This window comes from Colwellia echini (assembly GCF_002843355.2).
Classification (GTDB): domain Bacteria; phylum Pseudomonadota; class Gammaproteobacteria; order Enterobacterales; family Alteromonadaceae; genus Colwellia; species Colwellia echini.
This window is the reverse complement of the sequence record NZ_PJAI02000013.1, coordinates 90048-111843: the sequence shown is the minus strand read 5'-3', so window position 1 is coordinate 111843 and position 21796 is coordinate 90048. Positions and strand designations below refer to the sequence as shown.

The window sequence follows — 21796 nt, the reverse complement described above, 5'->3', positions numbered from 1 at the left end:
TTTACTTAAAAAAGATTGTATTCTTTTTGTAATAAGCGGTACTTTTTTGTTGTTTATCAGTTAATATGTAAATAAGTGTAAACTATAAATAATATAATAAAAATTTGAGGATGCTTTTATGCAGTTACTTCGACGTTTAAGTTTTACCATGCTATTGATGTCAATGATGACATTGGTTGCATGTGGTGGCGGTGATATTTCTGGTGGCGATGACGGCGGCGATGGTGGTACTTCGGGCGGCGTTGCATTAACGCTAACAAAGTCTGATGGTGAATTATCTGCTGCCAATGCTATTACCGTTACTGCTACGGTGTTAGATTCTGATACTCCAGTAGTAAACAAAACTGTTACATTTTCTCTTGCTGTTGAAACTATGGGAGTTTTAGATCCTGTATCAGCTACAGCAACAACCGATGCTAATGGTGTTGCAAGTATTGTGGTGAAAGTAACTAATACCCCAGGTTCGGTTAATGTAATTGCTAGTTATGAAGGTGTTACTGAGGATATTAGTTTTCAAAGTTTAGGTGATGGCGCTCAAGTTATTGTTGGTGAGCCTGAAGCTGCATCAATTAGATTATTTGCTAGCTCACAACAACTTGCATCGAGTGGTGCTCAAAGTATTGTATTGTCGGCTATTGCTAAAGATATAAATAACAATCTACTTGAAGGTGTTACAATTAATTTTAGTACAGATTCAGGTGCTTTAGCTAACGTAATTAATGGGAGTAATACTACCCCGAATGTAACAGGAGCTGATGGTAAAGTTTCTAAGTTATTATCAACCTTAGATGAACCAACCAACCGAATCATTAATGTTACAGTGGTTAGTGGTGATATAAGTGACTCATTAGAAATTGAAGTGGTAGGTACTACTTTAACATTAACAGGTTCTGCTTCTTTAGCGCTCAATGACGAAGCTACATATATAGTCAAGGTAGTTGATTCTGATGGTAATGGGGTAGCTAAAACTGCTGTCGCTGTTGCTTTGACAGATACTGATGCAGAGGTAACTATTCCAACAACAGTCACTACTAACTCTGAAGGTCAAGCAACAATTAAAGCTACGGGCACTTCAGGTGGAACTAATACAATTACTGTTTCTGCATTGGGAGCTACGGCCAGTCAGAAGGTTTCTGTACAAGCTGATTCTTTTCAATTCACTAGCTTTAGTAACGGTGTAGATACTATTAATCCTTCTACTACTCCAAATACTCCAGATGTTTCGTTAATTCAAACAGCTTCTGTAACTCTTACTTGGACAAGAGAGGGTGCTACAGTGCCAGACGGCACCTCTGTTAGCTTTACCACTACTCGTGGTAGTATTAAAGATAGTGGCGGAATTATAATTAATGAAGCAACGACAGTTGATGGTAAGGTATCAATTCAATTAACGTCAACGGATGCGGGTAAAGCATTAGTGACATTTGTGGGAACTGACACTGTAGGTTCGGAGAAAATAGAGTTAACTAACCAGATTGAATTTGAATTTTATGCGTCTAGTGCAGCTACCATTAAAGCTCAAGCTTCACCTAATTCTATTGGACCTAATGCTCAGACATCAAGTATTTCAGTTGTTGTTAACGATGCGAATGGTAATTTAGTTAAGAACAAAAAAATTAAATTTGTATTAGAGGACGTAAGCGGTGGTTCTATTTTTCCTGCTACAGCGGTAACTGATAGTAATGGTAGTGCTTCAACTATTTATACATCTAATAGTACTTCTGCCAAAAATGCAGTATCTATTACAGCGGTTGTTGTAGATTCTCCAGCAATAACGGATACTGTAAACTTAACCGTTTCTGATCGTGAGTTATTTATTTCACTTGGTACAGGTAACGCGCTTGAAGAATTAGGTAGTACAGATTATGTGAAAGAGTATTCTGTTTTTGTAACTGATGTTGATTCTAATGCGGTTGAAAGTGTGGCATTAACCGTATCTGCAATACCTGAAAACTATTATAAAGGTAAATGGGTTAAAGGCTATGATTTGCTTGGAGATTTTGTGTCTTGGGTAACCGAAGGTCAAGTTTTAAATGAATCAAAAACAAAGTGTAGCAACGAAGATATCAATTTTAATGGTATCTTAGATGTTGATAGTAATGGTTTTACTGAAGACTTTAATGGCGATAATGAATTAACGCCAGGTAATATTGTCTCTATTGCAGGAACGTTAACAACTGATACTGATGGTCGTGCGGTTATTCGAATTTCATACCCACAAAGTTATGGCAGTTGGCTAGATGTAAAACTTGTAGTTTCAGGCAAGGTAACAGGTAGTGAAAGCTCGACCCAAGCAATTTTTACTTTACCTACTCTAGCTAGTGATGTTACTAACGAAGATGTAACTCCTCCTACTCAAGGTATTAACCTTAGAGGGCCATTTGGATTGTCTAACGATTGTGAATTGAATATAAGTCAAGATCCATCGTCGGATTAAAAATTATATATAAATATATTAAAGGCTCCTTAGGAGCCTTTTTTATATATGAATAGTTTGTAATTAACTATTTAGATGTTTAAAGATAATTAACTAGACCTTATTTAGTGGGTATAAAGGCACTATATACTTTTAAATGATGGATGCATTGGTGCCAAAATATTTCGATTATTTACATTTTTTAACAATATCCCCTTATGTTTTAACGAAAAGTCTATTATGATTGCCGCTAATTATCGGTAAATTATGACTAGTAAGGCATAAAGTCGTTCAAATTTACCATCATTTAACTCATAAGCTGGGTTAATAGAATTCCCAAAGAAGTAAATAATTACTTGTTTGTTAGACTATTTATAGATATACCTATAAATAGGTAAGCAGAAAATCATTTCCAGTAAAATATAAAACGAAGTATTAAATAAGATATTTTTTGATATCGCGATCTAATTTATAGTAAGTACGCTCGCACTTAATTGACTAGATTAGCGTTTGAATAAAAAGACAAAACGATTTGTCTTTATTGAAGGATTAGAAATTTTTATGGCAAAATCATTGGTTATTGTCGAGTCGCCAGCCAAAGCGAAAACAATTAATAAATATTTAGGTAGTGACTTTATTGTAAAGTCGAGTGTTGGTCATATTCGTGATCTTCCCCACAGCAGTACCGGTAAAAAAGTTCCGGCTAAATCTCCCGCTGAAGTGCGAAAAATGGCACCCGCAGCAAAAGCAAAATATAAAGCTAAACGCGATAAACAAGCGCTTGTTAATAGAATGGGTATCGACCCTGAAAATAACTGGGAGGCTAATTATCAAATACTACCAGGTAAAGAAAAAGTTGTAGCTGAACTTCAAAAACTTGCCGATAAAGCAGACACTGTTTATCTCGCAACCGATTTGGATCGCGAGGGAGAAGCGATTGCTTGGCATTTAAAAGAGATTATTGGTGGTGATGATGAAAGATTTCGCCGCGTAGTTTTTAACGAGATAACTGAAAACTCTATTCAGCAAGCATTTGCTACTCCGGGTGAGCTAAGTATGCCTGGCGTGAATGCTCAGCAAGCAAGACGGTTTCTCGACCGCGTAGTTGGCTTTATGGTTAGCCCATTATTATGGAAAAAAGTTGCCCGTGGCTTATCTGCAGGACGTGTACAATCAGTTGCTGTTAAACTTGTCGTTGAACGTGAACATGAAATTAAAGCGTTTGTGCCGGAAGAGTTTTGGGAAGTTACCGCTGATACACACGCAAGTACTGGTGAAGTGTTAACGTTAGATGTAACTCATGAAAGCGGTAAAGCATTTAAACCGACCAATAAAGCCGATACGGATAAAGCATTAACTATACTTAAAAGCGCTGATTATGCGGTAAGTAAACGCGAAGATAGACCCTCAAAAAGTACTCCGTCAGCACCTTTTATTACCTCAACACTTCAACAAGCGGCGAGTACTAAGTTAGGTTACGGTGTTAAGCGCACTATGGGCTTAGCTCAACGCTTATATGAAGCGGGTCATATTACTTATATGCGTACCGATTCAACTAACTTAAGTAAAGATGCAGTAGAAATGTGTCGTAATTACATAAGCGACAGTTTTGGCAAAAATTACTTGCCTGAAAACCCTAAAACTTATGGTTCAAAAGCAGGGGCACAAGAGGCTCATGAAGCGATTCGTCCATCAAATGTAAAACTTGAAGGGGCATTTCTTGAAGGTGTTGATGCCGATGCTAAAAAATTATATGAATTAATTTGGCGTCAATTTGTTGCTTGTCAAATGACAGCGGCACGTTATACGGTTAGTACCTTAACTATAAGTGCACAAAACTACGATCTAAAAGCAAAAGGTCGAGTAATGCAATTTGATGGTTGGACTAAAGTTCATCCACAATTAAGTAAAGGTGATGATAAACATTTACCAGATTTACAGGTAGGTGAAGCATTAACACTAGACAAGCTAGAGCCAACACAGCACTTTACTAAGCCTATTGCTCGTTTTGGTGAAGCATCATTAGTTAAAGAACTAGAAAAGCGCTCTATTGGTCGTCCGTCAACCTACGCATCGATTATTTCCACTATTCAAGATAGAGGTTACGTTCGTTTAGACAAAAAACGTTTCTATGCTGAAAAAATGGGAGAAATAGTTACCAACAGCTTATCAGGCAGTTTCGAAAAGTTAATGAGTTACGAGTTTACTTCGAACATGGAACAAGAGCTTGATGAGATTGCTGGCGGTACTGCAGATTGGAAAACTGTCTTAGATGAGTTTTATAAAAACTTTACGACTAGCCTAGCCAAAGCTGATCAACCATCAGAAGATGGTGGTATGCAAACTAATGAGCCGGTTTTAACCGATATTGACTGCCCAACATGTGGCCGTAAAATGGGGATTCGCACCGCACAAACAGGTGTGTTTCTAGGCTGTTCTGGTTATGCCTTGCCACCTAAAGAACGTTGTACTAAAACGATGAACTTAACCGCAGGTGAAGAAGCGGTTAGCGTTCTAGCTGAAGATGCTGAAACTGAAGCGTTAATGGCAATGCATCGTTGTAATAAATGCGGCACAGCAATGGATAGCTATCTTATTGATGAAACTAGAAAGCTACATGTGTGTGGTAATAACCCAACATGTGATGGTATTGAAGTAGAGCAGGGCACATTTAAAATTAAAGGCTACGATGGTCCTGTTTTAGAATGTGATCGTTGTGAATCGGATATGGAGCTTAAATCAGGTCGTTTTGGTAAGTACTTTGATTGTACTAACGATGAGTGTAAAAATACTCGTAAGCTATTAGCCAGCGGAGAAGCTGCGCCGCCGAAAGAAGATCCTGTACAGTTACCTGAATTAGAATGTGAAAAGTCAGAAGCTTATTTTGTATTGAGAGATGGTGCTGCAGGTATATTTTTAGCGGCAAATACTTTCCCTCGTTCAAGAGAAACGCGAGCGCCAAAAGTTGCAGAGTTACAGCGTTTTAGAGATCGTATTTCAGAAAAATTCTATTATTTAGCTGATGCTCCTGCACAAGATCACGAAGGTAATTTGTCCATAGTTCGCTATAGTCGTAAAACGAAAGAACAATATGTCATGACCGAATTGCCAGCTACAGATGACAGTAAACCAAAAGCAACAGGCTGGACTGCTAAATATATTGACGGTAAATGGGTTGAAGATATTCCGGCTAAAAAAACAGTTAAAAAGAAAGTTGCTAAAAAGACCGCAGCAAAGAAAACTCCAGCCAAGAAAGAAGCTAGTAAAGTAACTGAAAAATCAGATTGATTTAGTTGAAACGTTAGCGTGGAAGTAACTGCTGTTAATAAAAAAATAGATACCCTAGGTATCTATTTTTTTATCTGTATTTTAAGCGTTTTTACCCTGTAATAAAATTTGATTAAGTGTGTACTTAACTCCGAGCTCTGCTCGATGGGTAGCGAATATCGAATAATCTCTCAAAGGGCGAAAACCTAATAAAAAAGTAAAGGCTTACATACTGCGTTATTGACTTTAGTGGGGACACTGCATGGATGGTGTTATAAAGAAAATGCAGGAGCTATTATTCACCAGTAGGCTTTGAAGGAGTTATCAATCTAATCCTTCTAACTCATCTAGCACCTTCCTTGCTTGTGCTAAGGTGCAATCTGTTTGAGCCATTAAACTGGCTATTGTGAGGTTGCTTAATCGGTTAGCGACTAAAAGTAAATTTTCGTGACTTAAATGCAGGTATTCTTTTTTAAGTAATGTTGTTAGCCATAACCAACTATCTTCCTCTTCTTGTTCAATAAACTCTACTATTTGTTGAATTTGACTAACATTAGCTTTTAATTGCCAGTTTCTTGAACGACCAATACGACTTAAGTCACAACCTAGTTGTCGAATGTGGGCTTTTAAAGCATATGCTTTCATGGTGCGGCGAAGAAAGCTTGGTAAATTAATGGTATTAATTGGTTCCACAGGGTAACAGTCTTGAAAGTTAAACGTTAAATAAGCCAAGCTTTTATTAATTTAAAATACTGACTTAAACTGTTGGTTTAAGTACGAGCTTAAAAAGATGAGATTATATATAGAATTAACTTACCATTTTTTCTTCGGTTGAAATAATAGATCTAACTCATTCTCTTCACTTTTTGCTTTTTTAGCTGCATCTTTAGCATTGGTATGTTTTAACGCATCCGTGATCTCTTCTAATTGCTGTGTAACTTCTGCTTGTTTAGCTGATACATAATCACTTCTTACTGTACTGCTAGAAAGGCTTTGTAAGGCTTTCTCTAAATATTGTCTTGCCGAGCCAAGCATATTTTTATTAAACGCTTGAGTACCTCGTTTAACCAAACTTTCAATATTTATTTTAAGCTGCATAGCGGCTAATTTATTATCTTCGCCAGTAAAGGTTTGCGCATCTAAAGCGCCTTTACTTTGCTCTGATTTCAAAACCACACGTAATTTCTTAATGCATTGTAAAATACTGACAAGTTGTTGTTCGTTATCTGGCAAGGTGAAGTTTTCATCTGTAGTTTCTTGAGTGTTTGCTAAGTCTTGCGAGGCTTTTAATCTAGTCGCTAATTCTTGAACTCGTTTTTTTATACCTTTTACTTCAGGCATTAACTCTTGCATGTTTTTTGCCGCATTTAAACTGCGTCGATTTAAAATTTGCTGGATATTAGGATTACTGGGTAGATTGGCTAAATGAAGTATTAGCTCTTCGCTTTCATCAATAATCGCTTTTTGTTTAGCGACTTTAATTCGTTTTTCAGCTTCAATTTTTTCTTTATGTTGCTGAATGGACGTTACCACAACAACAATAACGATCAACGCAATAATTAACCCAACAATAATAGCAACCATCTAAGATTCTCTTGAAAATATAAACTATTAAGCAGTCTACAAAAAATGCCATGCTTAGCATAGTATTAGTTGCACATTAATCAGAGAAACAGCTACTGGCTTAATTTGTTCCACGTAAATTTCAATGGACTCTAAAAGATATTTATAAAAGTATCAGGATTTATTTTTAAAAAATATAATGGAATAAACTGCTGATTAAGTATATTATTTTGCTATAACAAGGTAAAAATCATCGTATTTATCAATGCGATTATCAATACGATTGGGTATTTACATGAAATTGCAGCAACTGCGCTACATCGTTGAAGTATTAAATAACAATTTAAATGTTTCTGCAACGGCAGATAGCTTGTATACCTCTCAGCCAGGTATTTCAAAACAAGTACGAATGCTGGAAGATGAATTAGGGATTCAAATTTTTGGTCGTAGTGGTAAGCATTTAACGCATGTGACTGAGGCTGGTCAAAATGTGATTAACATAGCGACAGAAATTTTATCAAAGGTGGAAGGGATCAAAGCGGTTGCTCGTGAGCATACCCAACCCGATGAAGGTAAATTGCGGATAGCCACAACACATACACAAGCTCGATATGCCTTACCTGGTGTTATTCAAGGCTTTATTAAAAAATATAATAAAGTGTCCTTACATATGTCTCAGGGTACACCTGCGCAAATAAGTGATGCTGCAGCAAAAGGTGATGCAGATTTTGCTATTGCTACTGAATCTTTACATCTTTACAACGATTTAGTTATGCTGCCATGTTATCACTGGAATCGCAGTATTATCGTGCGTCAGGATCATCCTTTAGCGAAAAAGCAAAACATTACAATTACTGATATTGCACAATATGCATTGGTGACTTATGTTTTTGGTTTCACTGGCCGTTCAGATCTTGATGCAGCTTTTGATGCCGCAGGAGCAAAACCTAAAATTGCGTTTACAGCAACTGATGCAGATGTGATAAAAACTTATGTACGCTTAGGGGTTGGCGTAGGTGTTATCGCATCGATGGCAATTGACGAACGTATTGACAGTGATCTTGTGGTTATTGATGCAAGTCATTTGTTTAAAGCAAGCACAACCAAAATAGGCTTTAGAAGAGGCAGTTTTTTACGTGCCTATATGTATGACTTTATTGAGCGCTTCGCACCACATTTAACCAAAGATATTGTTACCCGTGCTATGTTATTGAAAAATAATCATGAAGTAGACGAGTTTCTAGCAGATATCGAGTTACCAACAAAATAATAAAAGTTTAACCTATTACCTTTGCATAAATTATATTGTGTACATTATATTATGTACATTATGCCGTATAGTTGGTTGCCAAATGCCCCTTAAATTCAAATAATAAATTCAACTAACTAGAAGTGCATGGTTTTGTCTATGTATGCCTAGAGTAACCACTTTAGAATTTATTTATCCCTATTTGAACCGATTTTTTTATCAACAAGTTCTCATATCTTAAGTTGCATTATCATGCATTAAAGCTTAATTAAATTACTATTCAACAATAAACATCTATTTCCTTTAAAATCAGTAAGAAAAAAATTATTTATTTATAAGTTGTGCTATTTTTAATGGTAAGCACAATCAATATAAAGGTGAACCTATGGCAACTGAAAATGCCTTATATACTATTTTAGTTGAAAAAATCAGACAAGATACACTTGTACTCCCAACATTACCTGAAGTGGCATTAAAAGTAAGGAGTGCTGCGGATGATCCTGAGATAACTTTAAATAATATGAGCACAATTATCTCTCAAGATCCTGCTCTATCTTTAGGTATGTTAAAAGTGGCTAATAGTGCACTTTTAGGCCGTAGTATTAAAGTTGAAACAGTTTCACAGGCAGTAACCCGTATAGGATTAAGACAAATAAAAAGTATTGCTACCGCGATGGCTATTGAGCAAGTATTTGTTTCTAATAACGATGTTGTTGCTATGTATATGAATAAAGCATGGGCAAAAACGATTGATATAGCGTCTGTAGCAATTAGTTTAATGACCTTATATTTGAAAGGTCATAAACATACCTCACTGTCTTTAGATAATATTACGTTAGCAGCTTTAATACATAATATTGGCATATTGCCTATTTTAACTGAAGCTGAAAATCACCCTGATGTATTTGCTAACCCTACTTTTTTACAACAGGCAATTGTTAAACTTTCAGGTCGTATTGGCGGGGAAATTACCCGTAGTTGGGGGTTTTCAGACGAGTTTGTATTATTAGCCGAAGGATGGAGTGATTTAAGTATTTTACCTAAAGAAGCGCATTATTTAGATTTTATTCGTGCTGGTGCTGTATATCATAATGTCTTCAAAAATGAATCGACCAAAAAAGCACTATTAAATAATTATGCTAAAAAAGGTATTTTGCCAGACATTGATTATATGGAGTCTGAGGAATTTAAAGCGGAATGTGATAATGTTAGAAGTATGTTTAACTAACATAGCTTGTAATAAATATTGTTTCAGGGCGATTAAATTGAACAGAAACAAACTAAACAGGTACAAATAGAACAGATCAAATAAGGGCGATATTTTATCACCCTTATTAAGATATCTAATAATACATCTAATCTTTTTCTAAAGGATCTGTTGTTTTCATTGAGAATTCAGCTAATAAATCAATAATGAATCGATTTAACTCGCCAGACATTAAGGCAAAATCTGCATCAAGTTTAGCTATCACGTCATCACTATCAATATCATCATTTTGTTCATGAATTACATCAAAAAACTTAACGCGTTTGATAGCTAAATCATCACATAATATAAATGATAAAGACTCATCCCATTCAAGTGCAACTTTCACCACATATTTATCGGCATCAAGGTGTGATTGAATTTCTTCGCCTATTAGATCTTGATTTTTAACTCTAACTATTGCGCCATCGTCGCCTAAAGCGTTAAATTCAGCTTCCATACCTAAGGTGAATTTATCACCTAAACTGCGTTTATTTAGCCAATCAGTCATGGTTTCATCAACACAAATATCAGGATCGAAACTAGTAACAGGTAGGGTGCCTATAACTTTTCGTAATAGTGCTAATAAATCTTCAGCTTTACCACGAGAACTTGAGTTAATAACAATAATATTATTAACTGGGCTAATGTATGCGTGAGTATCAGTAATGCGAGAAAAAGCACGAGGCAGTAACTCAAAAGTGATATCTTCTTTGAATTGTTCTTTTTCTTTTTTTGTAGCGCCACGACCTTGCTCTTGTTCTAGCAAGTTTACCTTTTCTTCTATCATGTCTTTAATAACAGAAGCAGGTAGCATTTTTTCTTCTTTGCGAGCACAAATAAGAAAGTTACCATTGGCACTATGAACGCTAGTATCACCATGTTTACCTAAGGCGTTAATCCAACCAAAGTGCGACATTTCAGTTGAGCCTAATGGGGTAAAAAGGTGTTCTGATAAGTGTTTCTCTAAGTCTTCTTCACTTAATTCAAATGGGCGAGTAAAGGCGAAAAAGTATAGGTTTTTAAACCACATAAGTAAATCCTAGGCTGATAAGGGAATGTTTTGCCGATATCATACCCCAATTTTGCGCTTTACACAGTAGCTTTTAGCCTTCGTTTTAGTTTGTTTTTATTAGGTATAACGCATATCTGGGAATGTTATGCGATAACTTAATCCTTCACCTAGTGTTGAGTTAGCGTCAATAGAGCCATTAAGGGTATCAATAACAAGATTTTGAATGATATGCGTGCCTAATCCTGTATTGCCTTTATCCGCTTTTGTAGTGTAAAACGGCATAAAGAGTTTCTCCAGTTGGTCGGGACTAACTCCTACGCCGTTGTCTTGATAAATCATTACTAATCTTTGTGCTTCAGCACTAATTTTTATAGATATGATGCCACGGTTAATATCAGCAAAACCATGCGTGATTGAATTGATAATTAAATTGATCACTATTTGTGCTATAGCACCAGGATGAGTATAAATCTCAATATGTGGATCACAATCAACCTTAACATGATGATTAGTTTTCTTTAATTTAGGGTGAAGGGACTGAATTATTTCATCTAAGTACTTTGCAACACTTATTAATCGTATTTTATCGTTAGTTTGATCTACAGCTACTTGCTTAAAGCTAGCGATTAATTCAGCAGCTCTTTGTAAATTATTTAGTAATAATGCCACACTGTGTTGGGCATTTTCGATAAAGGTATCGATAGTACGCTTTGACAGTTTTTGTTCATTAATATCTTGTTGTAGTTTGTTAAGAATGTCAGCGAGATAGCTTATAGAAGTAATACTTATACCAATAGGAGTATTTATTTCATGTGATACTTCGGCACTAAGTTGACCTAGTGAAGACATTTTCTCAGCCTCGAGTAATCTATCCTGTGCTTTACTTAGCTCCATAATAGAGTTTTTTAAATCTTTATTGGTTGTTATTAAAGTGTTTTCTGTTTTACTGCGGCGGCTATTCTCAGCTTCTAATTGATGCTGTTGGGTCAACATTTCTTTTTGCTGAACTTCCATACGCAGTAGAGTACTGCTTAATGTGGATGTTTTTCGCGCAACTTCTTGCTCGAGCAATAAATTTTGTTCGTCTAACTTTTCATTCGCTAAGTTTGTTTCGCGTTGAGATAGTGCTAATTTATCTTTGAATTCAATTAGCTCATCAATAAGATTGTTATAAGCATCTTCAAGTACATTTAGTTCGTTAGTTTCATTACTCATACGATGAAATTTAGAGGCATCTGGATCATGTAAATCCAGTTGCTTCATTTGGTTGGTAAGTGCTTGTAATGGTTCAGTGAGTAGCTTGTTAAATGCAAGGGAAAATAAAAGAATTAAAAATGCAGTTTTGACAATAGCATTGCCTATAAGAAAGTAGATACCAACTTCAATACGGCTAAAAATAACGTCATTACTAGAGAGAAGAGTTACTGTACCAACGGTAGTTGTGCGCCCTGAAAATTCGAAAATTAAAGGAAACGAGTGGCCAAATAAACCTTCACTGATAGAGCTGATAATATAGTGTTCGTTATCTCTATTTGGCGAGTTTTCAGGATTAAGTGAAAGCACTTCACCTAATTGGGTAATAACATTCTTTGCTTCATCAGTTACCGTGATGCCCTTGATCATTGGAATTGCAATTAAACCTTCTGAAATATCAACTGCTTGCTGGGTGTTTAGCTCCCAAACTGCCCGGGTTAAACTGCCACTAATTGTTTTTTGTAAAGTAAGTAACTCACTATTAATGTGACTTTTAGTATTAAAATACTCAGCAATAATCTGTACGCCAGTAACGCTGATCGTTAGAATAAAATAAACAGAGAGGACTTTAGATAGCAATTTACGCGATATGCTAGTTATTTTCATTTCAATTATCTTTTGAGTAATTTATAGGAAGTAATTGTTAATTCTAGCTAATCATTTATAAAGTGCGTAAAAATAATATTTTAGTCTAGAATAATATTTATTATATACCTTTGAGCTATAAAAATGCGAGTTGCAATAACAGTTGATTAAAATTGAGCTATTGTTAGTAAGGCTTAGTTAGTCAATGTGTTTATGGTTACTCATAAATAAATATCCTGCGCTCTGAATAATTAAATTGTAAAGTATAACAGTATCAACTATTTGTACTCACGCATCTACAATAGGCTGAGTTAATAGATTTAGTTATTCGTAGTACAAGGCGAGAAAGCGAAGCCAATAATGAGTATTCGGGGAGCTTAACTAAGGAGTACGGTATAAATAAGGTTGTTGTAGCACTTTGCTTAATCCCGAATTCAGGTTGAACAGTGTAAGTATTACAGTTTGATGTACTTTTTATGAATATATATCGTCCATTGTAATAAAACAGTAATAAAAGTGTCATAGAATATTTATCATTAGTTCTTCGCACTATTTATACAACTCCATTAATTAGGTGGTCTATTTTATAGATAGAACATCGAGAAAATGGCCAAATACATGATGTTTATTTTAATACACCTTGTTCTAATTATTAAATAAATCATGACGTAATTGGCTGTTTTAACAAGCATAAATGCTCATATATTTATTGGGATTGGTATTAAACATATAATTTTAGGAATTCTTATGAAACTGGTTAAAAGCTGTATTGCAATGACGATTTGTACTTTAATAAGCACAACGTCTTTTGCCGCCGAGCAAGATGCTGTTAAATCTAAAGAAGTTACAGCTAAAGCTGTTAATGAATTTTACGGAAAATTAAATATTTCGATACAATCTTCAGATGAAGATGGTGAAAAATTTAATGACTTAAAAAGTAACGCCTCTCGCGTTGGTGTAAAAGGAAAGTATCATTTAGATAGTGGTTTAACGGCTATCTACCAACTAGAATGGCAAGTAAACGTTGGTGACGACTCTAAAGATTCATTAACGGCACGTAATCAATGGATTGGTTTAAGAGGTGATTTTGGTGAAATTACTGCTGGTGTTTCAGATACAACCTTAAAAGTATCCCAAGGTAAATTTGATTTATTTAACGATTATGAAGGTGATTTAAAACATCTTTTTATCGGAGAAAACAGAGAAACTAACTCAATAACCTATAAATCACCTACATATAAAAAGCTTCAGTTTTTAGCAAGTTATATTATTAGTGATGAGCCAGAGCAATCCGACCCGTATTCAATAGGTGTTTATTTTGGTGATTTAAATTTAAAGAAAACTAATTTTTTCCTATCGGCTGCGCATGACGAAAATATGCCTGTTAAGTTTGTAGGCGTAAATAGTTCGGGCGCTACCAATACACTTTCCGAATCTTTAGCTAATACTCGTGTTACCGGTATGTATAAATTTGGTGATATACGCTTAGGTGCTATGTTGGTTGACACCGAAGTACTTGATTTAGGTAAGTCTGAAACAGGTTATGCCGTTAATGCTTCTTATAATATAGGTAGTAAAATTGTCGCTAAACTACAGTTTCAAGAATTTGCAGGTGCAGATTCAATAAGTGTTGGCGCTGATTACAAATTAGGCAAAGAAACCAAAGTCTATGCTTGGTATACAGACCGTGAAGGAGATGAAGTTATAGGAGCTAATGACTTTACGTATACACTTGCCGAAGCAGGTAAGTATTTTGCAATAGGCATGGAACAAAAATTTTAATAACTAAGCTATTTCAACTTCAAGTTAGAGCCACAAATTTAATACAAAAGCCGTTACTGTTATAAGTTAACGGCTTTTTTGTGGGAGTAGCCTTGCTAATGCATTAAACTTGCTGGATAATTTTATTTTGTCATAAAACTGTCATGTAACTTCTGCACAATAACCTATCAAGTGTGATCTATTGTTAATGTTTGTTTCATTACTAAGACATTCAATACATCATCTGTTAGTCATATTATTAGGATGTAAAAATGAGTCGAAAAATTTTAGTGGTTGAGGATGAAACACCAATCAGGGAAATGATCACTTTTGTATTAGACCAAAATGGTTTTAATGCGATTGAAGCGTGTGATATTGAAGAAGCTTTAGCTAAAGTTCATGAACCCTATCCTGATTTGATTTTACTCGACTGGATGTTACCTGGTGGTACTGGTGTTTCGCTAGCAAAAAAGCTTAAGCAAAATGAATACACCCGCAATATCCCAATTATTATGTTGACCGCTCGAAGCGATGAAGATGACAAAGTTAAAGGTTTCGAAGCCGGTGTTGATGACTATGTAACTAAGCCTTTTTCCCCAAAAGAATTAATTGCCCGTATTAAAGCGGTGATCAGACGCGTTTCACCTACTTCTCTTGAAGAAGAAGTTGATTTTCATGGTCTTAAACTTGACCCAGTTGCACATCGCGTTGCTATTAATGGGAATAGCTTGGATTTGGGGCCGACTGAATTTAGATTGCTGCACTTTTTTATGACACATCCTGAAAGAGTTTATTCGCGTGAGCAATTACTTGATAATGTTTGGGGTACTAATATTTATGTTGAAGACCGTACTGTTGATGTACATATTAGACGTTTACGTAAGGCCATATCAGGTGAAGGTCATGAAGACTTTGTTCAAACTGTTCGTGGCGCCGGTTACCGCTTTTCAAGTAAATTAAAGAAAGCTATCTCAGTATAAAAAGCAATTCGCTGTTGGAAAGTAATTAAAAAAAACATGCACTTTCGTTTATCTATTACCCATATTATTTATCGCTTACTTGTTATTTTACTTGCGAGTGCTTGTGTTGGCTGGTTAATTGGTTTTGTTTTCTTAACCATGTTATTAAGCACTTTGGTTTTATTGCTTTGGAATTATCATCACCTCTTAAAATTAATTAATTGGTTGTGGCAATCTAAGTCGCTATCTCCTCCTCAATCCGAAGGAATATGGGGCGATTTATTTGATGGCTTATATCATCAAATAAAGCAGCAACGAAATAAACAGAAACTGTTAAATGAAAAAATAAGACGTTTTCGAGATGGTGCAGAAGCGCTTCCAGATGCAGCATTAATGTTATCCGAAGAGTGGACTATTGAGTGGGGAAATAAAAAAGCGCAGCGACTTTTAGGAGTTCGATGGCCAGATGATTATGGTCAACGTATTGATAATTTATTAAGAGCACCTGAGTTTGGCGAGTATTTAGCTCATAAAAACTTTGATTCGCCATGCTTGTTAGTTTCACCTATGAATTCGGATATGCAACTTGAAATTAGAATTATGGCTTATGGCAGCGACGATGTTTTGTTGTTGGCAAGGGATATTTCTAATATTCAGCGCTTAGAAGATATGCGTCGAGATTTTGTTGCTAATGTTTCACATGAGTTAAAAACCCCATTAACAGTGGTTCGCGGTTATGTTGAAATGATCCAAGCGGCTGATAATACATTCGAACCACTTTGGCAAAAAGCATTTCAAACTATTGAAGGCCAGGTTTCTCGCATGGATCGTTTAGTCGAGCAATTGCTTAATTTGGCTAAAGTGGAAAATAATAGTTCTGATGATAAACAAACCGTCAATATGGCGCATTTAATAAGTACTTTAGTTGATGAAGTTACGTGGCTAAATCAAGAAAAAAATCATCAAATTGAATTAAATATCACAACCGATGTTGGCGTTGTTGGCTATGAAACAGAACTAAAAAGTGCTTGCGCTAATCTAATATCCAATGCCATTGCTTACACGCCTGCTAATGGTTGTATTGACGTTAGTTGGCAGATGATGGGGAATAAGGCTGTTTTTTCTGTCAAAGATAATGGCGATGGCATTAAACCTGAACACGTAAACCGTTTGACTGAACGTTTCTACCGTATAGATAGATCACGCTCTAGAGATACGGGAGGTTCGGGTTTAGGTCTTGCTATTGTCAAACATGTTTTACATCACCATCAAGCTGAATTAATCATTAATAGCTACTGGGGACAAGGAAGTGAATTTTCTATTCATTTTGACCCGAGCACGCTTTCAGTATTAAAAAGTTAATATTCCTCTCGAAAATTTATGATATGAGAGCTAATTGTTACTCATCTTTTTCGTAATAATTCTGTAATAAATAAGACATATAAATGTCATATTAAGTTCGTATAGTGTACACAATTAAACAATATAAGCTCTTATAGGAAACATCATGAGTATTAAGAAAGTTATAACTTCAATCGGTTTATCAAGCATGATCAGCATGTCTGCTTTTGCATTGGATGAAAACTTACCAGAATATAAAAAGGTAAGTGGTATCTCTGGTAATATCTCTTCTGTAGGCTCCGACACTTTAGCCAATATGATGACGTTTTGGGCTGAAGATTTTAAGCGTATTTATCCTAATGTAAATGTACAAATTCAAGCTGCAGGCTCTTCTACAGCTCCACCGGCATTAACTGAAGCAACTTCTAACCTTGGACCTATGAGCCGAAAAATGAAGTCTCGCGAAATTGAAGCTTTTCAAAAACGTTACGGATATAAGCCAACGGCGGTTAGAGTTGCTATTGATGCATTAGCCGTATTCGTTCATAAAGATAACCCACTTGAAGGTTTAAACATTGAACAAGTTGATGCTATCTTTTCGATAAACCGTAAGTGTGGCGCACCTAAAGATATTGACCGTTGGGGTGAGCTTGGTTTAACAGACGCATGGACAGGTAAAGATATACAGTTATATGGTCGCAACTCTGTTTCAGGTACTTACGGGTATTTTAAAAAGAAAGCACTATGTAAAGGCGATTTTAAAAATAGCGTAAACGAGCAACCAGGTTCAGCTTCTGTTGTTCAATCAGTTTCGGCTTCGCTAAATGGTATTGGTTATTCAGGTATTGGCTACCGTACATCTGGTGTACGTGCATTACCTTTAGCTAAAAAGGGTAATAAATTTATTGAAGCAAATATGGATAATGCGGTTTCCGGTGATTACCCATTATCACGTTACTTATACGTTTATGTAAACAAGCACCCAAATAAACCACTTCAACCAATGGAAGCTGAGTTCTTAAAATTGATACTATCTAAATCTGGTCAAGAAATTGTAGAGAAAGATGGTTATATTCCATTACCAAACTCAGTTGTTACAAAAGAGTTCAAAAGCTTAGGTTTATAATATCTAAGGTTTATAAAAGCTTAGATTTGTAAAAACACGAAAATTAATAGCTTACTTTAGGGGGGACATTTTTCAATGTTCTCCCTTTTTTGTTTTACAACTACGAATTATCCGCATCATCACTATCTACTTATACGTAAAACTATGATTTTATGGAGTGAAATATCTAAATTTTAGTAGAATTGCAATAGTAACTATCTGTTTTAAAGGCTGTAAATTATCACTTGTATAAGATTCAATTGACAATTAAAGCACAAAGCATAAAGTGTCATCTGTTAAAATATATATAATTAATGAATTTCATTGATATAATAAAGCCTTGTTTATGTTATCGCTTAATTGAAGGAAAGGTATGGAAATTATTTTAGCAAACCCTCGTGGTTTTTGTGCGGGTGTTGATCGGGCTATTAGTATTGTTGAACGTGCTTTAGATTTATTTGGCGCGCCTATCTATGTTCGTCATGAAGTGGTACACAATAAATTTGTTGTTGATGGCTTAAAAGAGCGAGGGGCAATCTTTGTTGATGAGCTTGATGAAGTGCCAGATGACAATACAGTTATCTTTAGTGCGCATGGCGTATCTAAGGCGGTCAGAGAAAAAGCAAAAAATAGGGCGTTAAAAGTTTTTGATGCAACATGCCCATTAGTGACTAAAGTACATATGGAAGTATCTCGTATTAGTCGTAAAAATATTGAATGTATTCTCATTGGCCATGCCGGACACCCAGAGGTTGAAGGTACAATGGGGCAATACAGTAGCGAATCAGCCGGTATTTATTTAGTTGAATCACCAGAAGATGTTGCAAATTTAGTAGTTAAAAACCCAGAGAAACTCTACTTCTGTAGTCAAACGACATTGTCGGTAGATGATACGATGGAAGTCATCGAAGCCCTTCAAGCAAAATTTCCGATGATTGAAGGCCCTCGTAAAGATGATATTTGTTATGCGACTCAAAACAGACAAGATGCTGTACGTGAAATAGCTGATAAAGTTGATTTAATGCTAGTTGTAGGAGCAAAAAACAGCTCAAACTCTAATCGTTTAAAAGAATTAGCCAGTAAAATTGGTGTGACTTCTTATTTGATTGATACTGCTGAAAATATTGAAGCAAAATGGTTAATTGGAGTAGAAAAGGTTGGCGTTACAGCAGGAGCATCAGCACCAGCTGTATTAATAAAACAAGTTGTTGAAGCATTAAAAAACTATGGTGGCCATGAGGTTATCGAACATCCTGGAAAAGAAGAGAATATCGTATTTGCAGTACCTGTAGAATTACGCTAGTCTTAATCTATTATAAAAAAGTTAAATAAACTTGTTATGTTAACACTTTGTTGCAAATGTATTGTGCATAGTGTTAATGTACAGTTGTCGGTTTTTGTATTTCGAACTCGTAATCTATACTGGTTTTTATGCTACTTATTTTAGACGAATAATTAGATGAATGGTGCAGTTATAGCTTATTGATTATAAACCGTGAGTAGTCACTGTACGCATTTAAAAAAATAATAATGAAGTATTAAAACTACTCTAATGAGTTGTATTGGCTTGTGCACGTTTGTACATCCGTATAATTAATTTTTGACCATGCGAATGGTAGAGTGGTAATTATGCAATCAAAATATAATAAAAATATAGAGAGATTATTCAAAGTCTCTCTATCTCTCCATACTCATCTGTTTAAAATGTTTAGGTTTTTTACCCCGCGACATTACACTTTCCAATACTCCATAATTTTTTACTTCTTTATTCAAAAACAAGTTTTTACATCATCTCAATTTGAGCAAGATGAATATATGCGGTACCTGGATTTAATATGAATAAAATTTCAACGTTACACCAATTAAAACGTAAACAACGCGGTATGACTTTTTTGGAAGTCTTGATTGCGGTTGTGATATTAGTTACAGGTATATTAGGGGCTGTAGCATTACAAGCGGTGGCCAAAAAAAGCAGCTTTGACTCTATGCAACGTTCACTTGCTTCCAGTTTAGCGCAAGACATTGTAGAACGTATGCGTGGTAATAGTTCTAATAATTTAGCTCTATATCAGGTCGGTAGTCCATTTGGCGCAGGTAATGCAGCTGAACAAGATTGTTCAGCTGCCTGTACTCCAACTCAGATAGCATCGTATGATGTTTATGAATGGGAACAAGCTTTAATTGGAACTAGCACTAAGAGTGGTGGTGTAAATGGCACTGATGTAGGCGGTTTAGTTAACGGTGTTGGATGTATTAATGTAGTTGGAAATAGGGTGACAGTTGTTGTTTCTTGGCAAGGAAAAACAGAACTTGCTGATGGTGGCAGTTCTGGGACAGGTGTAGCTAACTGTGGCTCTTCAGGTGCTGAAGATGGAGACAATAATAAACGTCGACAAGTAGTTGTAAATGCCTTTATTTTATAATCAATAGAACAGTAGTTTTAAATGCCTAAATGGTGCGGTTAATATGAAAAGTAGCTTTAAAAAATATAAAAATAATCAACATGGCTTTACCTTATTAGAGTTAATACTTTCTTTATCAGTTGGTGTTGTCATTTTAGCTGGTGTTTCAAGTGTTTTTATTGGCATGCAAAGTACAGTTAAAGAAACCTCAAACTATGGTGAATTACAAGAAAATGCACGTTTTGCTATTAGCTTAATAACCGATGACTTAATGCAACAAAACTTTTGGGGAGATTACAGTGGCTCAATCAATGCTAGTAATCTGAATGGAGTAATTCCAGTAAGTGCAGGTGTTGAGTGTATTGGTGAAGGAACAAATAATGGTACTTACCCCTTAGCGACAGGACAATTTAGAACGCTATGGGGAGAAACGTCTTCTCCTACCGGGGTTACTGCTATAAGTTGTATTGGTGATGCTGCAGCTAATTCTGATGTTATACAATTTAAACGAGTAATTTCAAACCCTTTTAATACAACAGATGCGACGCCACCATCCCCACCTGTAGGTTTTTCTTATTTCATTTCAAATGTTGATGAAGCGGCTATTTATAAAATACCTACAGTTGGTGTTGCTGTAGCTCCAGTAATTAAAAATAGTAGGATTTGGCAATATCAGCATCATATTTATTATGTAAGAGCAGGGGTTCCTGTTCTCATGAAATGGCGTTTAACAACCCAGATGATAAATGAGCCCGTAGTTGATGGTATTGAACGAATATACTTTATGTATGGAGTGAGTAACCAGGTCGATCCGTCTCAACCAGGTTTTGGTGTGATTAATTCCTATATTTCAGCCGAAAATATGACCGCAGCTCAGTGGGATAATACTAATAGCCGTATATTGGCTGTAAAAGTTTATGTTTTGGCAAGAAGTATTTTACCGGATGATAAATACAAAAATGAAAATACCTATGTTTTAGGAGATCAAGCACCTTATACACCAGATGATAATTTTCGGCGATTACTACTTAGCTCAACGGTTACCCTATTTAATGCGGAGATAGACACATGGTAATAAAAAATAAAATATTGTTTAAGCAACAAATATTACCTAAAAACTCATTAGACTCAGCTGTTTTATCTAAACAAAAAGGTGTTGTACTAATTGTCTCTTTAGTTTTTCTTGTTGCGTTAACTGGCGTTGCCGCGGCATTAATGCAAAATACGACAAGTGATATGAAAATGACGGGTGCTAGCACTGAAAAGTTAGTTGCTACGCAAGCCGCAATAAGTGCGATTGATGAAATAATTGATACACAAAGAGGGGCTGGAGCCAATAACCTGTTTACAAAAGGTTTAAAACCAATGTCGACATACAAAACAGCTGACTTGTTACCAACAGACACAACTACAAAAGCACAAGCAAGTGCAGATGTAATTAATAACCTTACATTTGATGAATCTCCCTGTCCTCGAGCCAGGGTAGCTTCATCTACGGGAGTTATTGAATGCAATGTTTTTCAAATTCAAGCAACGCGCTTGTATGGAAAAAGTAACACAAGCAATGTTGTCGTCGATGCCACAATAGCGCAACAGTTATTAAAAAATTAGACATATTATATCTACGAGATTA

The 21796-nt window shown here is 35.6% G+C and carries 16 protein-coding genes; 12 read left to right on the top strand and 4 right to left on the bottom strand.

What is annotated here, in order from left to right:
* Positions 1–118 precede the first annotated feature (118 nt).
* Positions 119–2437 carry a beta strand repeat-containing protein gene (locus CWS31_RS12110; protein ID WP_101342596.1) on the top strand — a complete coding sequence of 773 codons (2319 nt, stop codon included), beginning with the start codon at positions 119–121 and terminating at the stop codon, positions 2435–2437.
* A 540-nt stretch (positions 2438–2977) separates the two neighbouring features.
* Positions 2978–5704: a type I DNA topoisomerase gene (gene topA, locus CWS31_RS12105; RefSeq protein WP_101342595.1), complete on the top strand. Its 2727-nt coding sequence runs from the start codon at positions 2978–2980 to the stop codon at positions 5702–5704.
* 303 nt (positions 5705–6007) lie between these two features.
* Here topA and CWS31_RS12100 read toward each other — a convergent pair whose 3' ends face one another.
* A complete protein-coding gene (locus CWS31_RS12100) occupies positions 6008–6376 on the bottom strand; it encodes a ribosome recycling factor family protein (protein WP_101342604.1) in 369 nt (122 codons plus the stop codon).
* Between the two features lie 120 nt (positions 6377–6496).
* Positions 6497–7267, bottom strand: a complete 771-nt coding sequence (locus tag CWS31_RS12095; protein ID WP_101342594.1) for a hypothetical protein — start codon at positions 7265–7267, stop codon at positions 6497–6499.
* 274 nt (positions 7268–7541) lie between these two features.
* Between CWS31_RS12095 and cysB the strand changes: the two genes are divergently transcribed.
* Together cysB and CWS31_RS12085 are read left to right on the top strand one after the other, a co-directional pair.
* A complete protein-coding gene (gene cysB, locus CWS31_RS12090) occupies positions 7542–8516 on the top strand; it encodes an HTH-type transcriptional regulator CysB (RefSeq protein WP_101342593.1) in 975 nt (324 codons plus the stop codon).
* A gap of 364 nt (positions 8517–8880) precedes the next feature.
* Positions 8881–9723, top strand: a complete 843-nt coding sequence (locus CWS31_RS12085) for an HDOD domain-containing protein (protein ID WP_101342592.1) — start codon at positions 8881–8883, stop codon at positions 9721–9723.
* Between the two features lie 127 nt (positions 9724–9850).
* Here the strand turns inward: CWS31_RS12085 and rdgC are convergent, their stop codons facing one another.
* Together rdgC and CWS31_RS12075 are read right to left on the bottom strand one after the other, a co-directional pair.
* A complete protein-coding gene (rdgC, locus tag CWS31_RS12080) occupies positions 9851–10774 on the bottom strand; it encodes a recombination-associated protein RdgC (RefSeq protein WP_101342591.1) in 924 nt (307 codons plus the stop codon).
* Positions 10775–10873: 99 nt separating this feature from the next.
* Positions 10874–12616 (bottom strand): sensor histidine kinase, encoded by a 1743-nt coding sequence (locus CWS31_RS12075; RefSeq protein ID WP_101342590.1) that lies wholly within the window; start codon positions 12614–12616, stop codon positions 10874–10876.
* A gap of 726 nt (positions 12617–13342) precedes the next feature.
* Here CWS31_RS12075 and CWS31_RS12070 point away from each other — a divergent pair.
* From CWS31_RS12070 to CWS31_RS12035, 8 genes are all read left to right on the top strand, one after another.
* On the top strand, positions 13343–14377 hold the full coding sequence (locus tag CWS31_RS12070; RefSeq protein WP_101342589.1) for a porin: 1035 nt from the start codon (positions 13343–13345) through the stop codon (positions 14375–14377).
* Positions 14378–14628: 251 nt separating this feature from the next.
* Complete coding sequence (gene phoB / locus CWS31_RS12065) at positions 14629–15336, top strand: phosphate regulon transcriptional regulator PhoB (protein ID WP_101342588.1); 708 nt, start codon at positions 14629–14631, stop codon at positions 15334–15336.
* Positions 15337–15372: 36 nt separating this feature from the next.
* Positions 15373–16677, top strand: a complete 1305-nt coding sequence (phoR, locus tag CWS31_RS12060; RefSeq protein WP_101342587.1) for a phosphate regulon sensor histidine kinase PhoR — start codon at positions 15373–15375, stop codon at positions 16675–16677.
* A 145-nt stretch (positions 16678–16822) separates the two neighbouring features.
* Complete coding sequence (locus tag CWS31_RS12055; RefSeq protein WP_101342586.1) at positions 16823–17782, top strand: PstS family phosphate ABC transporter substrate-binding protein; 960 nt, start codon at positions 16823–16825, stop codon at positions 17780–17782.
* A 352-nt stretch (positions 17783–18134) separates the two neighbouring features.
* Positions 18135–19064 (top strand): 4-hydroxy-3-methylbut-2-enyl diphosphate reductase, encoded by a 930-nt coding sequence (ispH, locus tag CWS31_RS12050; RefSeq protein WP_101342585.1) that lies wholly within the window; start codon positions 18135–18137, stop codon positions 19062–19064.
* A gap of 532 nt (positions 19065–19596) precedes the next feature.
* Positions 19597–20184, top strand: a complete 588-nt coding sequence (pilV, locus tag CWS31_RS12045) for a type IV pilus modification protein PilV (RefSeq protein WP_101342584.1) — start codon at positions 19597–19599, stop codon at positions 20182–20184.
* 43 nt (positions 20185–20227) lie between these two features.
* Positions 20228–21238, top strand: a complete 1011-nt coding sequence (locus CWS31_RS12040; protein WP_101342583.1) for a PilW family protein — start codon at positions 20228–20230, stop codon at positions 21236–21238.
* Complete coding sequence (locus CWS31_RS12035) at positions 21232–21774, top strand: pilus assembly PilX family protein (protein ID WP_148747761.1); 543 nt, start codon at positions 21232–21234, stop codon at positions 21772–21774. The genes CWS31_RS12040 and CWS31_RS12035 overlap by 7 nt, the downstream gene beginning before the upstream one ends.
* The last annotated feature ends 22 nt before the right edge of the window (positions 21775–21796 follow it).

What these genes read in the sequence shown, in the direction of transcription:
- CWS31_RS12110 (WP_101342596.1), top strand. Translation starts at nt 119, where the DNA reads ATGCAGTTACTTCGACGTTTAAGTTTTACCATGCTATTGATGTCAATG.
- topA (WP_101342595.1), top strand. Translation starts at nt 2,978, where the DNA reads ATGGCAAAATCATTGGTTATTGTCGAGTCGCCAGCCAAAGCGAAAACA.
- CWS31_RS12095 (WP_101342594.1), bottom strand. Translation starts at nt 7,267, where the DNA reads ATGGTTGCTATTATTGTTGGGTTAATTATTGCGTTGATCGTTATTGTT.
- cysB (WP_101342593.1), top strand. Translation starts at nt 7,542, where the DNA reads ATGAAATTGCAGCAACTGCGCTACATCGTTGAAGTATTAAATAACAAT.
- CWS31_RS12085 (WP_101342592.1), top strand. Translation starts at nt 8,881, where the DNA reads ATGGCAACTGAAAATGCCTTATATACTATTTTAGTTGAAAAAATCAGA.
- rdgC (WP_101342591.1), bottom strand. Translation starts at nt 10,774, where the DNA reads ATGTGGTTTAAAAACCTATACTTTTTCGCCTTTACTCGCCCATTTGAA.
- CWS31_RS12075 (WP_101342590.1), bottom strand. Translation starts at nt 12,616, where the DNA reads ATGAAAATAACTAGCATATCGCGTAAATTGCTATCTAAAGTCCTCTCT.
- CWS31_RS12070 (WP_101342589.1), top strand. Translation starts at nt 13,343, where the DNA reads ATGAAACTGGTTAAAAGCTGTATTGCAATGACGATTTGTACTTTAATA.
- phoB (WP_101342588.1), top strand. Translation starts at nt 14,629, where the DNA reads ATGAGTCGAAAAATTTTAGTGGTTGAGGATGAAACACCAATCAGGGAA.
- phoR (WP_101342587.1), top strand. Translation starts at nt 15,373, where the DNA reads ATGCACTTTCGTTTATCTATTACCCATATTATTTATCGCTTACTTGTT.
- CWS31_RS12055 (WP_101342586.1), top strand. Translation starts at nt 16,823, where the DNA reads ATGAGTATTAAGAAAGTTATAACTTCAATCGGTTTATCAAGCATGATC.
- ispH (WP_101342585.1), top strand. Translation starts at nt 18,135, where the DNA reads ATGGAAATTATTTTAGCAAACCCTCGTGGTTTTTGTGCGGGTGTTGAT.
- pilV (WP_101342584.1), top strand. Translation starts at nt 19,597, where the DNA reads ATGAATAAAATTTCAACGTTACACCAATTAAAACGTAAACAACGCGGT.
- CWS31_RS12040 (WP_101342583.1), top strand. Translation starts at nt 20,228, where the DNA reads ATGAAAAGTAGCTTTAAAAAATATAAAAATAATCAACATGGCTTTACC.
- CWS31_RS12035 (WP_148747761.1), top strand. Translation starts at nt 21,232, where the DNA reads ATGGTAATAAAAAATAAAATATTGTTTAAGCAACAAATATTACCTAAA.